This is a genomic window from Lacticaseibacillus suilingensis (genome assembly GCF_016861845.1).
GTDB lineage: Bacteria > Bacillota > Bacilli > Lactobacillales > Lactobacillaceae > Lacticaseibacillus > Lacticaseibacillus suilingensis.
In genome coordinates this window covers 114,517-133,274 of the sequence record NZ_BOLV01000006.1, presented here as the reverse complement: position 1 = coordinate 133,274, position 18,758 = coordinate 114,517, and the positions used below count along the sequence as shown (strand labels likewise).

Genomic DNA, 18,758 nt, shown 5'->3' with positions numbered 1-18,758 from the left:
GATAGGCTGGAAGTGGAAGTGCAGCGATGCATGGAGCGGACCAGTACTAATCGGTCGAGGACTTGACCAAAACGTGCGAAGTTTGGTAAAACAAACGCGCACGACTAGCGACAAATACGTCGTTCGAAGCAGATAAAACAATGATCTCCAGTTTTGAGAGCGCAAAGCCCTCAACGTAATTGAATATGAAGTGCGGTGGCGATAGCGAGAAGGATACACCTGTTCCCATGCCGAACACAGAAGTTAAGCTTCTCTACGCCGAGAGTAGTTGGTGGGTGACTGCCTGCGAGGGTAGGAAGCTGCCGCGCTTCTCAAAGGCCGAGTGATCGGTCTTTTTTTATGAAAAAGTTCGGTCTTTTTTTATGAAAAAGTCTGGTGGATTTTCACAGAACGGTTTACAAAAACCGGTGAAATTGGTAAGCTAGACTCTGTTATGGAGAGTTGGCAGAGTGGTAATGTTGCGAGTCGCTTGCGACTTGTGGGCGCAGCAATGCGTACGGAGGTTCGATCCCTTCGCTCTCCTTCAGTGCGAAGCCAAGGCGGTTGCCTTGGCTTCTTTTTTTGCGCCAGGAGTTGTTGAGAAATTCAAAAAGGCCGGCCCCGAGGCCTTTACCCCGCGGGAAACTATGCGATAATGAGAAATGAAACTTAAGTTAAGCAAATAAAGGAGTCCATTATGGTAGATACAAATCGAATCGTGCCAATTTTGGTTGGGACGGATGTCAATATTTACGGCATGGCCCGCTCATTCTATGAGGCTTATGGCGTTAAAAGTCACTGTGTCGGTGTTTCGGCGCTGGCGATGACCAAGGATTCACAAATTTGTGACGTGACACTGGTTGATCAATTCAAAACCAACGACGGCTTTATTGCTGGTTTGAAACAGATGGCAGAAAAGTATGCCACCCCAGGCGTGAAGCCGATTTTGATTACGGCAGGGGATGAATACACAGAACTGGCTATTCGCAACCGTCAGGCGCTTAAAGACCTCTACATTATTCCTTATCCTTCTGAAACCGTTCTGGACAACGTTTACTATAAAGACCACTTCTACGCCTTGTGCGAAGAAAATGACCTGCCTTACCCTAAGACCGTGGTGGTTGATCAGAGCAACTTCGAAGCTAAGGTGGCTGACCTGCCGCTGACCTTCCCGGTTGCCATGAAGCCGGCCGATGCGGCGCAGCAAATTGCGCTGAATTTTGAAGGCCAGCGCAAGGCTTATAAGTTCAATGACAAGGCTGCCATTGTGGATATGATCAAGCGCACTTATGCTGCTGGGTATGATGGCCGCATTTTGCTGCAAGACTTCATTCCTGGTGGCGATACGGCCATGTATACCATTAACTTCTATGCTGACGAAAACCACAAGGTGCGGCAAATGACGATGGGGCGGCAATTGCTGCAGGACCCATCTGACTTTTTGGTCGGCAATTACGTGGCGACCTTCATTGAATACCACGAAGATATTGAGAACCGGCTAACCAAGTTTGTTGAGCACATGGGCTATTCTGGCTTTGGTAACTTTGATCTGAAGTTCGACGTGCGTGATCAGCAGTTCAAGCTGATTGAACTGAATCCGCGTCAAGGCCGCAGTGGCTTTTACACCACGGCTAGCGGGTACAACCTGATTAAACCGATGGTTGAAGACCGCGTGTTCAACCAACCCTTCACCGCGACGGAATACGCTGATACCGACTTCTTGTGGCTCGGGGTCAACCCTGATGACGCGGTGGCAAATGTCACCGATCCAGAAATTCAAAAGCACATGCAGGCCTTAATCGATGCCGGCAAGTGGGGCAATACGCTAGAATATGCTGAAGACAAGTCATTCATGCGTAACCACCGGATTAAAAAGTATTACGCCAGCTACAAGGCGCGTTTTGCCGCCAAGAAGGAAGGAAAATAGTCGATGCCAATTGTTGATTTGAATGATGCGCAGGCCGTTGCGCGTTACGAGCAGTTTGTCGAGGACGCACCGTACACCTCAGTCACCCAATCGGTTGCCTGGTCCAAGGTCAAAAGTAACTGGCAGCCGCTGTATGTCTATCTGGAAAAGGCGGGCCAAATCACGGCGGGCATGTCGATTTTGACCGTCACGGACAAAGCCGGCAATACCTTCGCTTACTGCTCCAAAGGCCCAGTGTGTGACCCCACCGACCTCGACACCATCGATGCTTTGGTGCAAGAAGCCTTGCCAGAGTTGAAAGCCCGCCACGCTTTTCTGCTGCGGATGGATCCAGAGCTGGATTACAGCGATGCCTTGAATGATGCGTTCAAGGCCCGCGGTTATGTGATGCGCAATCGCCAGTTCGATGGCAATCACGATACCATTCAGCCGCGCTTCAATATTGTGCTGGATATCAAAGATAAAGACATCGATGGTGTGATGGCAACGATGACTGGCAAAACCCGCACCAAGATTCGCCATGCCATGAAAAGTGGCGTGACCGTTGAAAGTGGCGATGCCGATAAACTGATGCCAGAATTCTTTGAAGCCTACAAGACCATGAGCGACATCCACGGCATTACCTACCGGCCGCTAGCCTACTTTGACCGGATGGCTGCTGCTTTTGCCGGCAAAGGCCAGATGAAGATTTTCATCGCCCGGGTGGATGGCCAGCTGCAAGCCAGCGCCATTGCCTTTGCTTTTGGCGACAAGGTTTGGCACATGTATGGCGGTTCCATGCGCATTAAAAACAGCCTGATGATTCCTTATCTGCTGCAATATGAGATGATCAAGTGGGCCTGTGATTTGCACAAAGAACGCTATGATATGGGCGGCGTCTGGGGCCTGGATAGCAGCGATGGTTTGTATCGCTTCAAGCATCCTTTCGCACCGGACACCCCAGTGCATGAATACATTGGCGAAATCGATGATGTGATGGATCAAGCCGCGTATGATGAATTCACCAAAGAATAAGCGTTGATCTAGGGGCTGTGACATTTGTCACAGCCCCTAGATTCACTCCTAATCTTCCAGCAGAGTTACGTGCCAAAAGGCCGGAGCCGAGCAGCTAGCTACGCCATCCACCGAGTCCAAAGTTGGGACTTGGTGGATGGCTAGGCTACCTGTCGGCTCCAAAACCGCCTTTTGTTACAGCCCTTTGCTTCGCCGCAGCTAGGCGCCGCGGGCTGACAATGCTAAAATGAGCCTTAGACTTTAACCAATTGGGGGAATGAGGATGCCAACCGCAGTAACGAGCAAAACGTTGACCGATCGGCTTGGCCAAGGGCTCACCGTGGTCGACTTGTGGGCCGAATGGTGCGCGCCGTGCCGGATTTTGAGTCCGACCCTGGCGGCCTTGGAACAAGAGCTGCCGCTAAAGGTGCTGACGCTGGATGTGGCTGACGATAAGGCAGTGGCCGAGCAGTATCACGTGCAAAGTATCCCGACAATGCTGTTGTTTTGGGATGGGAAGCCGGTACAAAAAATTACCGGCGCCTATCCGAAAGCCAAACTCGCCCAATTTTTCCAAACCTTTATTGAGGATAAACAGCATGGCTGATAAAATTCTGAAAACCTGCCTGCTGGCGGGGCGAATCATGATCGAAGGCGGTTCGGAAATGTATCGGGTCGACGACACCATGGCCCGCATCGCCAAAAACGCTGGGGAAACGGCGCCCCAAGTCTTCACCACGCCCACCGGCTTGTTCATCGGCGTGGCTGGCCAGCCGGACGTCCAAATCGCGCCGGTCAGCCAGCGCGGTATTGATATGGAAAAAGTCGCTGGGGTGAACAATCTTTCCCGGCAATTTGCCGCCGGTGAAATCGATCTCGACGCACTCTACGCCGCGCTGGAAAAATTGGATCGCAACACGCCATTTTTCCCGGTGTGGCTGCAGATCATCGCCGCGGCGTTATGTAGCACCACCTTGATGGTGATTTTCGCCCAGAAATACGATTTCTTTGACATGCCGCTAGCTGCCGTCGTGGGCGCCATTGGCTTTGCGGTGTATCTGCGGATGAGCAGCTTGACCAAGGTGCGGTTCATGAGCGAACTGCTTGGTGCCTTCGCCGTGGGCCTAGCCGCCTGGCTGGGCGTACGCCTCGGCGTCGGCCGCAGCTTGAACAATGTGATTGTAGGTGCCGTAATGCCGTTAGTGCCAGGGGTGGCGATCACCAATTCGATTCGCGACATGCTCGCGGGGCACTTGCTGTCGGGTATGGCCCGCGGTATGGAGGCTATTCTCAGCGCCTGTGCGATTGGCGCCGGGGTGGCCATTATTTTCCGGTTCTTTTAAGCTCTTCAACGGGAGCTTTTACCTCATTGCTTAAGGAGCGTCAGCTTATGCCATTACCGGTGCAGATTTTAATTCAGGTCAGCTTTAGCTACCTTTCCACCATCGCGTTTGCGATTATTATTAACGTGCCGCATCGGGCCTTGAACCCGGCTGGCTGGGCCGGGGCAATTGGCTGGCTGGTATACTGGAGTCTCATGCAGCTTGCGACTGGCCGCATGCTCGCTAATCTGCTGGGGGCGTTTGCGATTGGAATTTGTGGCCTGATTTTCTCCCGCCGCAAAAAAATGCCGGTGATTATTTTCAACATTCCCGGCTTAGTACCCTTAGTGCCTGGGGCGACCGCTTATCAAGCCGTGCGGGCGCTGGTGTTAGGTAACTTCGATCAAGCCTTATCGCTTACCTTTCGGGTGGCGATGGTGGCCGGTGCGATTGCGGTGGGGTTCATGATGGCCCAGCTGCTGGCAGAGCAAACCTACCGGCGGGCTGCAATGCCGCTGGAAAAATGATATAATGGCTTCATGCGATGAGTCGAGTAACCAGTAATGGTGAAAGGTCAGCTGATCACGTCAGGCTTGCCTGACACCCGCCGGATTGTGGGGATCAGTGGTCCAAGGTTGTGGAGCCAGCGGGCCTTATCGGTTTCCGGTACTGACATATGCACGTCAACCAAGTTCAAATTGGCTGGCGTGCTTTTTTGTCTGCAGAAATCCTGCTGACCTTTCGCTGGCTTTCTTTTGTCCGAGGTTTTCTCCGGTAATAGGTTTGATGACCATTAAGAGACTGATGTTGAACATAATTGGTTGGTATTTCGAATCCGTTACTGCTCTGGAGCGGGTGAGGGTGGGGCGGTAGAGGGGCGTGGCGGTCCAGCCGCGAAACGGTCAGCGCACGAGAAGACTGCGTTTTGTGCAGGCTTCTCCTGTGCTGACCGGGAGCAACGATGAGACGGCGCTGAGCGCGGCAGCGCGATGCTGGCTCATCGTTGAGGCTGGAGACCGCCCTATGGCTCCAGCCGGCCCCCGCAGCCGGACCACCGCGCCCCGGCGCCGCCCCACCCTCACCCGTGGCCGTATTCATCATTGAAATCAACTAAATGAAGAAGTTAAAACTTAAGGTTGACGAAAATGAGTCGTTGGTGTAAATTCTAATCATTAACTAATGTTGAAAGGGGCGAGGCGCTCATGATTGAAAATACAACTAGTCAAGCACTTCGCACCACCCAAATTCTGGCCTTGTTGTTGCTGGAGAAGGACCCAACGGTTTAGCAAATCTGCTGACATGTTGAGCCCTATCTTTGCTTTAGCAATGGGGCGCTTCGGATCCGGCCTCGTTGCAATAATGAGACCGGATTTTTTATGGGCAAGCACCACCTTTAATTTGGGAAAAGGGGAAAACAAATGAAGATTTCTGTGAAAAAGATGATGATGGGCGCTGTCGCCCTGATGAGCGCTGTCGCCTTGGCCGGCTGTGCCACCAGCACCGCCAGTAGCAAAGGTAACGAAAGCAAAGGCAATACCATCAAAATTGGCATGAACATGGAGCTGTCTGGCGCGGCCGCTGGTTATGGGGCTCAGATGAAGCAAGGCTTCCAACTGGCAGTGAAGCAGATCAATGCCGCCGGTGGCATCAAGGTCAACGGCAAAAAGATGAAGATTGAAACCGTCATTCGCGATAACAAGTCCACCACCTCTGGTTCGGCTTCCGTGGCGGCGCAGTTAGCCGGTTCTGACGGCGTTTCGGCGATTGTCGGGCCCGCCACCACTAACGACGGGACGGCGGCCATTCCGAATATTACCAAAGCCCAGGTCGCCTCAGTCTCACCAAGCGCCACGGATCCCGATTACACCTTGCAGAAAAATGGCAAGGTGCAGCCATATGTCTTCCGCGCTTGCTTTGAAAACAATTTCCAAGGCGAAACCGCCGCGCACTTCGTTGATAACACCTTGAAAGCCAAGCGGGTGGCGATCTTGGAAGATAACTCCAGTGATTACGGCACTGGGCTCGCGAAGGCCTTCAAAAAAGCCTTCAGCGGCACCATTGTCTCCCAGCAGTCCTTCCAGGAAGGCGACAAAGACTTTAACGCTTTGCTGACGGCCATCAAGGACAAGCAAATCGACGCGATTTACGCACCAGGCTACTACTCTGAAGTGGGTCTGATTATCAAGCAAGCCCGTGCCGCTGGGATCACGGTGCCGATTGTTGGCTCTGACGGCATGGCAGATCCTAAGCTGGCCGAAATTGCTGGCAATGCCAATGCCTCTGATATCTACTACACCACGCCATTTTCCAGTAAGGCTGGGGCCACCAACAAACTGGCCAAGACCTTTATGGCTGATTTCAAAAAAGAATACGGCACCGAAGCGCCGACGTTCTCAGCGCTGGCTTATGACTCCGTGCTGATGATTAAGCAAGCCATTGAGTCCGCTAATTCCACTAACTCGGTGAAGATTGCCAAAGCCTTGGCCAAGATCAAAAACATGCCAGCGGTCACCGGTGAAATGACTGTGAACGCCCATCATGATCCAGAAAAGCCAATCATGATTGAAGAGCTGAAGGCGGGCAAAGTTGTCAGTGCCATCGAACAGAAGTAACCACAAGGAGGCTGCGTTGTGCAAACCTTTTTCCAGCAAGTGATCAACGGCTTATCCTTAGGCAGTATCTACGCGCTATTGGCGCTGGGGTACACCATGGTTTATGGGATTATTAAGCTGATCAATTTTGCCCATGGAGATATTTATATGATTGGGGCCTTTTGGGGCTACTATGTGATCAACCAATACCACGTCGATTTCGGCGTGGCTTTGGTGTCTGCCATGGCAGTCTCGGCGATTTTAGGCATGGTGATCGAGTACCTCGCTTACCGACCGTTGCGCCATTCGCCGCGCATTACCGCCTTGATTACCGCCATCGGGGTGTCGTATTTTCTTGAAAATGGGATGTCGTTCCTGTTCGGGGCTAACACGTGGAACTTTCCGCAGGTGATCGGGCAGGCGCGCTACACCTTCTTCGGCGTCACCATTACCAATATTCAACTGCTGATTGTGGCAGTGGCGTTGGTGCTGATGGTCGGGCTGCAGCTGATTGTTCAGCACACCCGGATGGGCACCGCGATGCGCGCCGTGGCGGTGGATCAAGAAGCCGCTGAGCTGGTGGGCATCGACCCGAATCACATTATTTCCTTCACCTTTGGCCTGGGTTCGGCTTTGGCCGGCGCCGCCGGGGTGCTGATTGGGCTGTATTACAACTCCATCGATCCACTAATGGGGATGGTGCCAGGAATCAAAGCCTTCGTGGCGGCAGTGGTCGGCGGCATTGGCTCGATTCCAGGGGCCGCGATTGGCGGCTTCCTGATTGGCTTGCTGGAAACCTTCGTGCAGGCGATTGGACTCTCAGCTTACAAGGATGCGGCGGTGTACATTGTCTTGATTATTATTTTGATTGTGCTGCCAGCCGGGCTGTTGGGCAAAAACGTGAAGGAGAAGGTGTAAGTCATGCAAGCCAAATGGAAAGCAGCGTTGATCTGGCTGGTTTTGGCCGTGGCCGGCTTTTACCTGATCAATGAACTGATTGTGGTCGGCGTGATCAATGCCTTCATTGAAAACATGCTGGTCACCATCGGGATCAACATTATTTTGGCCACGGGGCTGAATTTGATTATTGGTTTTTCGGGTCAATTCTCATTGGGTCATGCCGGCTTTATGGCGATTGGGGCGTATGCCACTGCCATCATCACGCAGCAAATGAGTAACACGCTGGGCTTTTATCTCTCCTTGGGCGTGGGCATGGTGATTGCCATGCTGGTGGCGGTAGTCATCGGTATTCCGACCTTGCGCCTGCGCGGGGATTACCTGGCCATTGCGACTATGGGTGCCGCGGAAATCATTCGCGTCGTCATCAATAATTTGAAAATCACCAACGGCGCGGCGGGGATGTACAACATTCCAGCGCTGGCGAACTGGCCAACGGTGTATGTGTTTGTTTGCTTGACGACCTTGATGATTGTCAACTTTGCCCGCAGTCGCGCCGGGCGCGCCATTCAGGCGATTCGTGAAGACGAAATCGCCGCCGAAGCAGTGGGGATTAACCCCACCAAGTGGAAGCTGGCGGCATTTGTGATGGGAGCGGCAACGGCAGCCATCGGGGGCTCCTTGCATGCGGTGTACATCCAAACCATTGCCCCCAGCGACTTTGGCATTATGCAATCCATCTCCTTGCTGATTATCGTGGTGCTAGGCGGCGTCGGCAGTATTACTGGCACCTTTGTTGGCCGCAATCGTGCTAGGGGTGCTGGACACGGCGTTGCAGCAATTTGGCGCGCTGCGGATGGTGATTTACGCCTTAGCCCTGATTTTGATTATGGTGTTCAAGCCTAGTGGCCTGTTGGGCCGCTATGAAGTGTCAATCAAAGGGCTTTTGGAGCGGAAAGGAGGCCATCATGGCACTACTGACAGTCACGAAGTTGAGTAAACAATTTGGCGGCCTGGATGCGGTGGCCGACGTCGACATGCATGTCGATGCCGGCGAATTGGTCGCTTTGATTGGCCCGAATGGCGCTGGGAAAACCACGCTGTTCAACCTGTTGACCGGGGTGACACCGGCCACCAGCGGCAAGGTGACCTTGACCACTGCCAGCGGCAAAGTGGCGCTGTTAGGCAAGCGCCCCAGCGATATTGCCAAACTGGGCTTGGCTCGCACCTTTCAGAATATCCGTCTATTTTCCAAACTTTCGGTGCGTGATAACCTGCAAGCAGCGATGACGCACCGTTACCATGAGAACTTCTTTGCTGAAATTCTGCGGCTGCCGGCTTACTACAAAAAAGAGGCCTTGGTGGGCGGTTGGACCGATGCTTTGCTCCGAGAATTCGATTTGACCGCGGTGGCCGATCTCGATGCTGGCAATTTGCCTTATGGGACCCAGCGCCGGGTGGAAATTGCCCGCGCCGCAGCCACCGCGCCCCGCATCATTTTCCTCGATGAACCGGCCGCCGGGATGAACCCGGAAGAAACTGCTGGGCTGCGGGCGTTGATTGAAAAGCTGCGGACCGATTTTCAGCTCACTGTGGTGCTGATTGAGCATGACATGAGCTTGGTGATGAACCTAGCCGAACGGATTTATGTGCTGGATCACGGCAAAATGATTGCAGAAGGCACCCCGGCCCAAATTCAAAAGGATCCCGCCGTGATTGCGGCGTATCTGGGAGGTGGCGTGCATGCTTAAAGTGAGCGACCTGGCCGTGCATTACGGCGCCATCCAAGCCGTGAGCGGCGTGGACTTCACCGTGAACGATGGCGAAATTGTGACCCTGATTGGTGCCAATGGGGCCGGCAAAAGCACGATTTTGAAAACCATCAGCGGCTTGCTCCGGCCCAGCCGGGGCAGCATTGATTATGATGGGCAAAACCTCGCCAAACTGGCGGCTTCGAAAATCGTTAAGGCCGGCATCGCCCAGGTACCAGAAGGCCGCCATGTGTTTGAAGGCTTGACGGTGAGTGAGAACTTACGGATGGGGGCGTATCTCACGCCAAAGACCCAAAGTGAGCAGCTGACGGCGGTCTTCGATCAGTTTCCCGTGTTGAAGGAGCGCCGCAACCAAGACGCGGCCACATTGTCCGGCGGCGAGCAGCAGATGCTGGCGATGGGACGGGCCATGATGGCAAAACCCAAACTACTGCTGCTAGACGAGCCGTCAATGGGCTTGGCCCCGATTTACATCAACAAGATTTTTGATATCATCAAAGCCATTCATGCCCAAGGGGTGACAGTGCTCCTGATTGAGCAAAATGCGCAGCAGGCCTTACAAATTGCTGATCGCGCTTATGTGCTGGCCAATGGGCAAGTGAAAATGACCGGCACCGGCCAGGAGTTGCTAGCCAGTGCAGACGTTCAGGCGACCTACCTGGGCGGCTAATCTTAACCCGAGGGATTTTGGGACAGTCATCTGCGGATGGCTGTTTTTTTGAGGCTGCGAAGGTCGACCGCACTTAGCTGGATGGGTAGCCTAGCTTAAGGCATTGCCGTCGCACTTTGACGGCGAGGCCTTAAGCGTAGCTGCTGCCGCATGTCAGTCTGTACGTGCTTTGCGCTACAGACTGATCAAACCACTCCGGCGTTGGTCGACCGGAGCGCAACTATGAAGCCCGCGGAGCGCAACTAAACCGGCGGATTTTTCGCAGAGAGGCGAGTGGGGCGCTGGTTATATGGTACTATTTAGAAAGATGACGCATTAAATCAGGATGTTTTAAAGGAGCATACTATGGAAAAGCCATTAGCGAAGTATATTGATCACACCTTGTTGAAGCCAGACGCCACTCAGGACCAAATCGATCAGATTATGACGGAAGCCAAGCAGTACGATTTTGCCAGTGTTTGCATCAATCCATACTGGGTGCCGCGGGCCGCGGCGGCCTTGCGCGATAGCGATGTGAATGTGTGCACCGTGATTGGTTTTCCGCTAGGGGCCAACACCACCTTCATTAAAGTCGCTGAAGCCAACCAGGCGCTAGACGATGGCGCCAAGGAAGTCGATATGGTGCTCAACATCGGTGAGCTCAAAGCCGGCCATGATGACCAGGTCAAGGCTGATATCCAGGCAGTGGCAGATGCCACGCATGCTAAAGCCGGCCTGCTGAAGGTCATCATTGAAGCGGTTTTGCTCACTGATGATGAAAAAGTCCGGGCCTGCCAGGCGGCTGAAGCTGCCGGCGCGGACTTTGTGAAGACTTCGACGGGCTTTGCTGCTGGTGGCGCGACGGTGCATGACGTGGCTTTGATGCGCGAAACCGTCGGCACTCGGCTCGGCGTGAAGGCTGCTGGTGGCATTCATTCATATGCTGAAGCCAAGGCCTTGATTGATGCCGGCGCCGATCGCTTAGGCGCCAGCGCTGGGGTCAAGATTCTTGAAGAAAGCGAGGCCAACTAATGGCTCAGTTCAAACGTGTGATTGGCATTGTCACGGACTCCATCGGCATCGGTGAAGCTCCGGATGCCGCCAAGTTTAACGACGAAGGGTCTGATACCCTTGGCCACATTGGCACCTTCTTCAAAGGCCAGTTGGCGCTCCCTAACTGGCAGCAGCTGGGCTTGGGTAATATTCGCCAGGACCAGCCAATTGAAGGCGTGGCGCCCATCGCCCACCCAATTGGCTATTTTGGTAAAATGGCGGAGATTTCCGCCGGCAAAGATAGCATGGATGGTCACTGGGAAATGATGGGCTTGCCGGTGACGGCACCGCTCGGCTTTTTCCCGCAAGGCTTTCCGGAAGCGTTGATCAAGCAAATCGAGGACTTCTCTGGCCGCAAGGTGATTGTCAATTTGCCTTATTCCGGCACTGAAGTCATCGCTAAGTACGGCGAGCAGCAGCTCAAAACTGGCGATTTGATTGTTTATACCTCAGGGGACTCGGTGTTGCAGATTGCCGCTAATACGGCGGTGATTCCGCTCAAGGAACTGTACAAGATTTGTGAGTACGCCCGTAGCATTACCACCGATGCACCTTACAAGATTGGCCGGGTGATTGCACGGCCGTATGTCGGTGACTCAGCGGAAAACTTCACCCGCACCTCAGATCGGCATGATTACGCCTTGATGCCCAACGCCCCGACCGACCTTGACCGCTTGCAAGCCGCTGGGGTGCCAACGTATGGGGTAGGGAAGATCAACGATATTTTCTCTGGCCAGGGCCTTGATGATGGCATTCACACCGTGTCGAATGTCGATGGCATGAATCAGACCATTAAGCAGGTCAAATCTGACCGCCAGGGGTTCATTTTTACCAACTTGGTGGATTTTGATGCCATGTATGGCCACCGTCGTAATGCGCAAGGGGATGGCGAGGCGCTGATGATCTTTGACCAGCAGCTAGGCGAATTAATGGCGGCGATGCAGCCAGAAGACTTGCTGATGATCACTTCTGACCATGGCAATGACCCGACTTTCCGCGGGACTGACCACACGCGAGAATTTGTGCCGCTGGTGGTTTATAGCAAATCCCTGCCTGGGGGCGGTGATTTAGGCATTCGGTCACCATTTGCTGACATGGGCGCCACCATTTTGGAAAACTTCGGTGTTGCTGGCACTGGCGTGGGCCACTCGTTTTTGGCCGCGTTGAAGTAAGGAGGACCTTATGAGTACACATATTGATGCCCCTAAAGACGCGATTGCTGACGTGGTGCTGCTGCCAGGCGATCCATTGCGGGCAAAATACATTGCGGAAACTTATCTGGAAGATGCGGTGCTGTATAACACCGTGCGGAATGCTTTTGGTTACACTGGGACGTATCAGGGCCGGCGGGTGTCAGTGCAGGCGACCGGGATGGGGATTCCTTCCATCAGCATTTATGCCACGGAACTGATGCAAGATTATGGCGTGAAGACGCTGATTCGCGTTGGGACCACCGGTGGGTTGGCGAGTGACGTGAAGGTCCGCGACTTGGTGATTGCGCAAGGCGCCACCACGGATTCCAGCATTATTCTGAATACCTTTGGTCCGGGGATGTATTTTGCCCCGCTGGCTGATTATGGCTTGCTGGCCAAGGCCGCAGCTACCGCCACTCAAATGGGCGTGCGCCTGCATGTCGGCAACGTCTTGGGCGAAGATCGCTTCTATAATGACGAAATGGATCGCCAGAAGCTGATTGATTACGGTGTGTTAGCGACTGAAATGGAAACGCCAGCCTTGTATCTGTTGGCGGCGAAGTATCACCGCCAGGCGCTGGCGATTCTGACTGTTTCCAACCACCTGATCACTGGTGAAGAAACCACTGCCCAAGAACGGCAAACGAGTTTTGACGATATGATCAAGGTCGCTTTGGAGACCGTGAAGACTCTGTAACATAAATGAAAAATAACGAACTTGGACGGTTTTAAGACCGTGGTTATCGACTGTGTCACGGCTTGGCCAGGGTAACTTGGACAAAAACGAACGCTTATTCGGTGCATTGCGTGCTTCAGCGTGATAATCTTACATTAAACGTTAAGAAAATTTAAAATAGCTATCATAAGTTTAAAAGTGATGTTCGAATTGGAGGCTCTATCGTATGAAAAAGTCAACTAAGGCATTGGCACTTACCGCAGGGTTAGCAGGCGCAGCCGGCTTAGCCGCAGCCGTTGCCACCCCAAACCAAGTAAGCGCAGCAACAACTGGCACAGTGACTTACCAGCAGGGTGCAACCACTGTCTGGAAGACGCCTGCGTTCAATCAAGCTAAGCGCTATGTGCTGTTCAACCAGCAGATCGCCATTCAAGGCCAAAAGAAGGTCAATGGTGCGACCTGGTACCAGATCGGCGCTAACGAGTGGATTCCTGAAATCTACCTGCGCATCGAAGGCCAACAGCAGGCTAATGCTACGGCTGCCGCTACCAAAGCCACCACGCAAACCGCTGGCAGTGCTAGCACCGCGGGTCAGTACAACCTGACCGTGACTTATACTGCTGGCGCCACCACCGTCTGGACGGGCACGCGTTATGCCAACCCAACCGGTCGCTATTTGACTGCCGGCCAAAAGGTCACTGCAGTGGCTAAGACCAGCAGCAACGGCGAAACCTGGTACCAGCTGAGTTCTGGCGGTTATGTGCCAGCACGGTTTGCCTCTGAAAATGGCACGGTAGCAGCCGCTCCGGCTACGACCACGACGCCAGCGCAGACCACGACAGCTACCACCACAACGCCAGCTAAGACGACGACCACGACACCAGCGGCCACCACGACCGCACCGGCCGCGACGACCACGCCAGCTGCCACCACGACGCCAGCGCAGACGACGACGCCAGCAGCCACCACGACCACGCCGGCCCAGACCACCACGACCCCAGCTGCTAGTCAGCCAGCCGTGACCGCCGGCACTTACAACATGACGGTCAACTATAGCGGTGCGGTCACTGTTTGGTCCACGGCCGCTTATAAGACCGCAACCGGCAAATACTTATCCAATGGCACCAAGTTGACCGCTACCGGCAAAGTCGTTGCTGGCGGTGAAACTTGGTATCAGATTAGCGGCGGCTTTGTGCCTGCACGCTTCCTGACGAACACAGCGGCGGCGACCACGCCGGCTGCCACGACGCCAGCCCAAACCACCACCACGACGCCTGCTCAGACGACCCCGGCGCAAACCACGCCAGCTAAGCCAAGCACGCCAGCACCAACGCCAGTGGCAAAGCCAACCCAAACCACGCCAACCAAGACCCGCGCTCAGCGGATCCAGGCCATCATCAACTTGGCTCGGGCGCAGTTCGGCAAGCCATATCAATGGGGCTCGAAAGGTCCATCTTCCTTTGACTGCTCTGGTTTGATGTACTACGTCTTCAAGAACGCCGCTGGTATCACCTTGGGTGGCTACACGGGTTCGCAGCAGTACGATGGGACGCGCGTTTCCATCAGCAACCTGCAAGCCGGCGACTTGGTCTTCTGGGCCACCAACGGCACGCCATACCACGTCGCACTTTACATCGGCAACGGTCAGTACATCCACTCAGTTCAACCTGGGAAGACCGTTTCCACCGGGACCATTTCAAGCTACTTCATGCCTTCCTTCGGGGTCCGCGTGTTCTAGTTGAAAGCCTGAAAAAACCTCAAGCAATCCAGCATTTTCGCTGGTGCTTGAGGTTTTTGTATGCCGTCGGTTGTTATGCCAGCCAGCGGCCCATGATGCGGAGCAAATGCCGCAGCTGAAGCTTGCGCACGGTGCCGAGCCCGGGAAAATGCTGCTGGGCCGCGAAAGCCAGCAAGGCATCCGTGGCCGGGGTGCTGGCCTCAGGGTGCGCCACTAGCCAGGCTGGCAGTGGGGCTAGTGCTTCGAAGAACTTGCCGGCGGGATCGCTGTAATCCGCGTTGTTCACCGAAACGAAATGCTGGAGCCAGAGACTGTCACCTTGCGGATAAAGCAGATGGAGGGCAATGGCGCGTTGCGGATAGCCATGGGCGTCAAAATGCTGCACCGCCAGCGGATAGTCCGCAAAACCCACGCCAGGTAGCGCCTGCATTGGATACTGGTAAAATTCGCGCTGCACCGTCGCATAATCTTCGGTGCGTTCGCGGGTCGGGGTGTGATCTTCCAGATAAATAGCCTGGGGGTGGGTGAGCTGGCGCACCCGGGCTTCATTGGGCACCAAGGCCAGCTGCTTTTTCGGCAAGGTCTGGACTTGGGCTTTGGTTTGCGCAATCAGCAGCGGCGCCGGTTGGCCGTCAAAATAACGGGCTGGCCGAACCCACTCATCAAGCACTGGCACATAACGCGGCGCTGCCAGCAGGCCATAGTCGCCGACTTGTGGATTTTGAATGATGTATAAGGGATGGGCCGCGGCACTGAAGGCCTGAGCGACGCTGACTAACGCCGGGAGGTCTTTCACCGGCTCAAGCACGGGGATAATCTGCGGGCTCAGCTGATCTTGTTGCACGGCCTCCCGCAGCGCCAAGAGATCGAATTGGCGGCCGCGAATTAAGGGATAATACTTCATGCCTTGGCCCTCAACGCCGCCAGCTCGGCGCTTAAGGCGTCCACTTCTTCCTGCAAACTGGCCACGGCGGTCGCTTCGATGTCACCCAGCACGCGGTCATAGAGATTGCTCTCAGGATCGTAGATTTGGTAGTGGTCGCTGCGGCGCTTCAATTCTTTCAGTAGCTCATTGTCGCTAAAATGCGCAAGCCCCTTGTCTACCTGTTTGGCCTTTTGCACTTCGCGGTTGAGACTGGCCATGAAGCGGTCCAGCAGCTCAGCTTCTGACACCTGCAGTGCTTGGTAGCGCGGCGGCCGGGAAATGGTGAGCTGGCCTGGTGTCGTGATTGGCACCGTGGCGGCGGCCAGCGCGGCTTTGGCGAAAGGCTGATAAGTCATCACGCCGATGCCCTGCGGAATTTCGGCTTGGACCTGCTGATAAAGTTTCAGGGGCAAGACAAAATAGTTGTAGTGGCCGATAAAGCTGAGTTTGGCGGTGCTGTGAAAGTCGCTTTTGGTCACCTTGAGTTCAAAACAGCGCCAGGTGCGGGGAGTGCCACCTTGCATCACTAAAGTGTCCACAATGCCTTGATCATCCGGCATCGTGACTTCTTCGACGGCAGTGGCGCCTTGCTCTTCCCAGTAGGCATACAGGGTCTTTTCTAAATCAAGGGTGAGGTTGGTTTTCATCATGGGCCTCCCAGAATTGGGTCAAAACTTGAGCTAGACTATCGACGCCATTGGTCACCTGGGCGTGGGTCCAATGCGGTGGAAACAACGGGGCATACCGCGGCCCGGCAAAGCGGCTATCGGCCAGCAGCACCACCCCGACGTCATGCATGCCGCGAATGACGCGGCCGCCGGCTTGAAGCACATTGTTGAAGCCAGGCAGCTGATAGGCATAGGCGAAGCCATCTTTGCCTTGTTGGTCAAAGTAGCGCCGCAACTCATCAGTTTCGGGATTAAGTCCGGGCAAACCGACTGTGACAATGGCCACGCCAATCAGCTTCGCGCCGCCAAGGTCGATGCCTTCGGAGAAAATCCCGCCGAGCACGGCAAACCCAATCACTGGCGCGTCGTCATCGCGAAACCGGGCCAAGAAGGCACTGCGCGCTTGGCTGTCCATTTGACTCCCTTGGACCAGGCAATCTAGGTCTGGATTGGCCTGTTGAAAGGCGGCCGCCACCGTGGTGAGATAGCTGTGCGAAGGCAAAAAGACCAGGTAATGGCCAGGTTTGGTGCTGACCATCACCGTGAGGCTGGCAATCAGCGCCGGCAGGCTTTGCTCGCGCAAGCGGTAAGTGGGGGTGATGTTGGTGGTCACCACCACCTTGAGATTGTCCTGCGGGAAGGGTGAAGTGAGGCGATAGGCCAGACTGTTTTCCTGGCCCCCGAGGACATCTTGGTAGTAATCCAGCGGGGACAAAGTGGCAGAAAAGAACACCGCTCCGCCGCCTTTTTGGATGCAAGCGTCAATGAAGGCGCTGGGGTCTAGGCAGAGCTCTGTGAACACCAGCTGGCCATCGGTGCTGGCAATTTCGGTTTCGTAAGCCGAATTATAGTAATCGGCAATGCGCAGGTAACTGGTGGCGGCAAAAAACACCGGCAGCACCAAATCCACCAGCGTCTGGTCGCGGACTTCCGGCGGCAGCCCCAGCCAGTCGTGGACGGCAGTGGTGAAGGTGGTGAGTTGACCGATAAAATCATCGAGCTGGTCGCGCTGGAAGGTGAGGGGCTGGGAATCCACACTGAGCCAGGCCGCGTCAAAAGCGGTAATCACTTTGGTCAGAGCGCCTTTAATCGCCGGCAACCCCTGGCCTTTTTTGGCGTCGAGGCTTTGGCGGAGGCTGGTAAAGTCAGCGTCGGTGACACTGGCGCTGTACATTTCCCGGGCTCGGGCCACGAGATTGTGGGCTTCGTCGACTAAGAAGAAGTTCGTCGGATCATCTTCGGCAAAGAAGCGCTGGAGGTACACCGCCGGATCGAAGAGATAGTTGTAGTCGCAGATAATGACATCACAAAACAAGCTCACATCCAGCGAGAATTCAAAGGGATCAAGCGTGTGCTTGCGGGCGTAACTTTCGATGGTGGCGCGGGTGATGGCATTTTCGTGGCCGAGGATATCTTTCAGCGCTGGCTTAAGTCGATCATAATAGCCGAGCATGTACGGATTAATGGTCGGGTCGTCTGGCTCTTCAGGAAACGTAATGGTGTCTTTGGCCGTCAGAGTGATGCTTTTGGCCACTAAGCCGCCTTGGGCCAGCAGGGTCATTGCTTCTTCAGCAACGTGCCGAGTGCTTTGCTTGGCCGTGAGGTAAAACAGGCGCTGAATGAGCCCGGCGCCCATCGCTTTGATGGCGGGGAACAAGGTAGAAATGGTTTTGCCGGTGCCAGTTGGCGCTTCGACAAACAGCCGGGTGTGGTTGGCCACAGTGCGGTACACTGCGGCGGCCAGTTCCCGCTGGCCTTTGCGGTAAGCGGGGAACGGAAAGGCCAGTGGCTCGATGCTCACGTCGCGGGCGGCAATAATATCGCTGCGCATTTTGAGCCAGTCACCAAAGTCATTCAGCAGATCTTGAAAATAATCCGCTAATTCTTCGGCCGTGGCGACTTCGGTGAAACGCGTGATTTGGTCGGTATTGGTTTGATAGTAGATTAAATCCAGCTCGACTTCAGGTAAATCGCGCTTGTCGCACAGAAAATGGCCGTATACCCGTGCCTGCGCCCAGTAACGATCCTTGGTGTTTTGGGTGACATCGGCCCAATCGCGGGCGGAGGTTTTGATTTCCTCAATGATGACGCGGGCGTGGCTGCTGTCGACCCCATCGGCGCGGCCATCAATGGTGTAGGCGTGGTCGTTAACGGTCACGGTTTGGGCGAGGTAGACTTCTTTTTCGTAGTCGGCGTCATGGGCTGCTTGCAGCTTGCGTTGAATCTGAGCGCCAAGCAGCGCTGTGTTATTCGAATTGGTAGTCACTGGGTCCAAATCACCAGTCCGCACCGTTAATTCGACTAATTCACGCACCCCAATGCGATCGCTCACGTCCTCACCTCCCGCCGCTAGTTTCCTTCCAGTATAAAACAAG

16 protein-coding genes, 1 tRNA gene, 1 rRNA gene and 1 pseudogene are annotated in these 18,758 nt (G+C 54.6%); 16 read left to right on the top strand and 3 right to left on the bottom strand.

What is annotated here, in order from left to right; all coding sequences use genetic code 11:
• Positions 1-191 precede the first annotated feature (191 nt).
• From rrf to JUF11_RS05245, 16 genes and pseudogenes are all read left to right on the top strand, one after another.
• A 5S ribosomal RNA gene (gene rrf, locus JUF11_RS05320) occupies positions 192-308 on the top strand.
• A 127-nt stretch (positions 309-435) separates the two neighbouring features.
• Positions 436-523, top strand: a tRNA-OTHER gene (locus JUF11_RS05315).
• Between the two features lie 153 nt (positions 524-676).
• Positions 677-1,906, top strand: a complete 1,230-nt coding sequence (locus tag JUF11_RS05310; RefSeq protein ID WP_204118672.1) for a carboxylate--amine ligase — start codon at positions 677-679, stop codon at positions 1,904-1,906.
• 3 nt (positions 1,907-1,909) lie between these two features.
• Complete coding sequence (locus JUF11_RS05305) at positions 1,910-2,920, top strand: lipid II:glycine glycyltransferase FemX (RefSeq protein ID WP_204118671.1); 1,011 nt, start codon at positions 1,910-1,912, stop codon at positions 2,918-2,920.
• Positions 2,921-3,182: 262 nt separating this feature from the next.
• A complete protein-coding gene (locus JUF11_RS05300) occupies positions 3,183-3,506 on the top strand; it encodes a thioredoxin family protein (RefSeq protein WP_204118670.1) in 324 nt (107 codons plus the stop codon).
• Positions 3,499-4,242 carry a threonine/serine exporter family protein gene (locus tag JUF11_RS05295; RefSeq protein WP_204118669.1) on the top strand — a complete coding sequence of 248 codons (744 nt, stop codon included), beginning with the start codon at positions 3,499-3,501 and terminating at the stop codon, positions 4,240-4,242. The genes JUF11_RS05300 and JUF11_RS05295 overlap by 8 nt, the downstream gene beginning before the upstream one ends.
• A gap of 47 nt (positions 4,243-4,289) precedes the next feature.
• Positions 4,290-4,748, top strand: a complete 459-nt coding sequence (locus tag JUF11_RS05290) for a threonine/serine exporter family protein (RefSeq protein ID WP_204118668.1) — start codon at positions 4,290-4,292, stop codon at positions 4,746-4,748.
• Positions 4,749-5,639: 891 nt separating this feature from the next.
• Positions 5,640-6,833 carry an ABC transporter substrate-binding protein gene (locus tag JUF11_RS05285; protein ID WP_204118667.1) on the top strand — a complete coding sequence of 398 codons (1,194 nt, stop codon included), beginning with the start codon at positions 5,640-5,642 and terminating at the stop codon, positions 6,831-6,833.
• An 18-nt stretch (positions 6,834-6,851) separates the two neighbouring features.
• Complete coding sequence (locus JUF11_RS05280; protein ID WP_204118666.1) at positions 6,852-7,730, top strand: branched-chain amino acid ABC transporter permease; 879 nt, start codon at positions 6,852-6,854, stop codon at positions 7,728-7,730.
• A gap of 3 nt (positions 7,731-7,733) precedes the next feature.
• Positions 7,734-8,709 (top strand): annotated as a pseudogene (locus JUF11_RS05275) (branched-chain amino acid ABC transporter permease).
• Complete coding sequence (locus JUF11_RS05270) at positions 8,675-9,460, top strand: ABC transporter ATP-binding protein (protein WP_373305854.1); 786 nt, start codon at positions 8,675-8,677, stop codon at positions 9,458-9,460. Before JUF11_RS05275 ends, JUF11_RS05270 begins: the two are co-directional and overlap by 35 nt.
• Positions 9,453-10,151, top strand: coding sequence for an ABC transporter ATP-binding protein (locus JUF11_RS05265; RefSeq protein ID WP_204118664.1), 699 nt, complete (start codon positions 9,453-9,455; stop codon positions 10,149-10,151). The genes JUF11_RS05270 and JUF11_RS05265 overlap by 8 nt, the downstream gene beginning before the upstream one ends.
• A gap of 345 nt (positions 10,152-10,496) precedes the next feature.
• A complete protein-coding gene (deoC, locus tag JUF11_RS05260; protein WP_204118663.1) occupies positions 10,497-11,162 on the top strand; it encodes a deoxyribose-phosphate aldolase in 666 nt (221 codons plus the stop codon).
• Positions 11,162-12,355, top strand: a complete 1,194-nt coding sequence (locus JUF11_RS05255; protein ID WP_204118662.1) for a phosphopentomutase — start codon at positions 11,162-11,164, stop codon at positions 12,353-12,355. The genes deoC and JUF11_RS05255 overlap by 1 nt, the downstream gene beginning before the upstream one ends.
• Positions 12,356-12,365: 10 nt before the next feature.
• Complete coding sequence (gene deoD / locus JUF11_RS05250) at positions 12,366-13,073, top strand: purine-nucleoside phosphorylase (protein WP_204118661.1); 708 nt, start codon at positions 12,366-12,368, stop codon at positions 13,071-13,073.
• Between the two features lie 205 nt (positions 13,074-13,278).
• Positions 13,279-14,790, top strand: a complete 1,512-nt coding sequence (locus JUF11_RS05245) for a C40 family peptidase (RefSeq protein WP_204118660.1) — start codon at positions 13,279-13,281, stop codon at positions 14,788-14,790.
• Positions 14,791-14,863: 73 nt separating this feature from the next.
• Here the strand turns inward: JUF11_RS05245 and JUF11_RS05240 are convergent, their stop codons facing one another.
• From JUF11_RS05240 to JUF11_RS05230, 3 genes are read right to left on the bottom strand one after another with little or no spacing between them, the layout of a single operon-like run.
• Positions 14,864-15,694, bottom strand: coding sequence for a sce7725 family protein (locus JUF11_RS05240; protein WP_204118659.1), 831 nt, complete (start codon positions 15,692-15,694; stop codon positions 14,864-14,866).
• Entirely contained in the window at positions 15,691-16,362 is a 672-nt protein-coding gene (locus JUF11_RS05235; RefSeq protein ID WP_204118658.1) for a hypothetical protein, read from the bottom strand. Before JUF11_RS05235 ends, JUF11_RS05240 begins: the two co-directional genes overlap by 4 nt.
• Positions 16,340-18,715, bottom strand: a complete 2,376-nt coding sequence (locus JUF11_RS05230) for an ATP-dependent DNA helicase (protein ID WP_204118657.1) — start codon at positions 18,713-18,715, stop codon at positions 16,340-16,342. The genes JUF11_RS05235 and JUF11_RS05230 overlap by 23 nt, the downstream gene beginning before the upstream one ends.
• Positions 18,716-18,758: the final 43 nt, after the last annotated feature.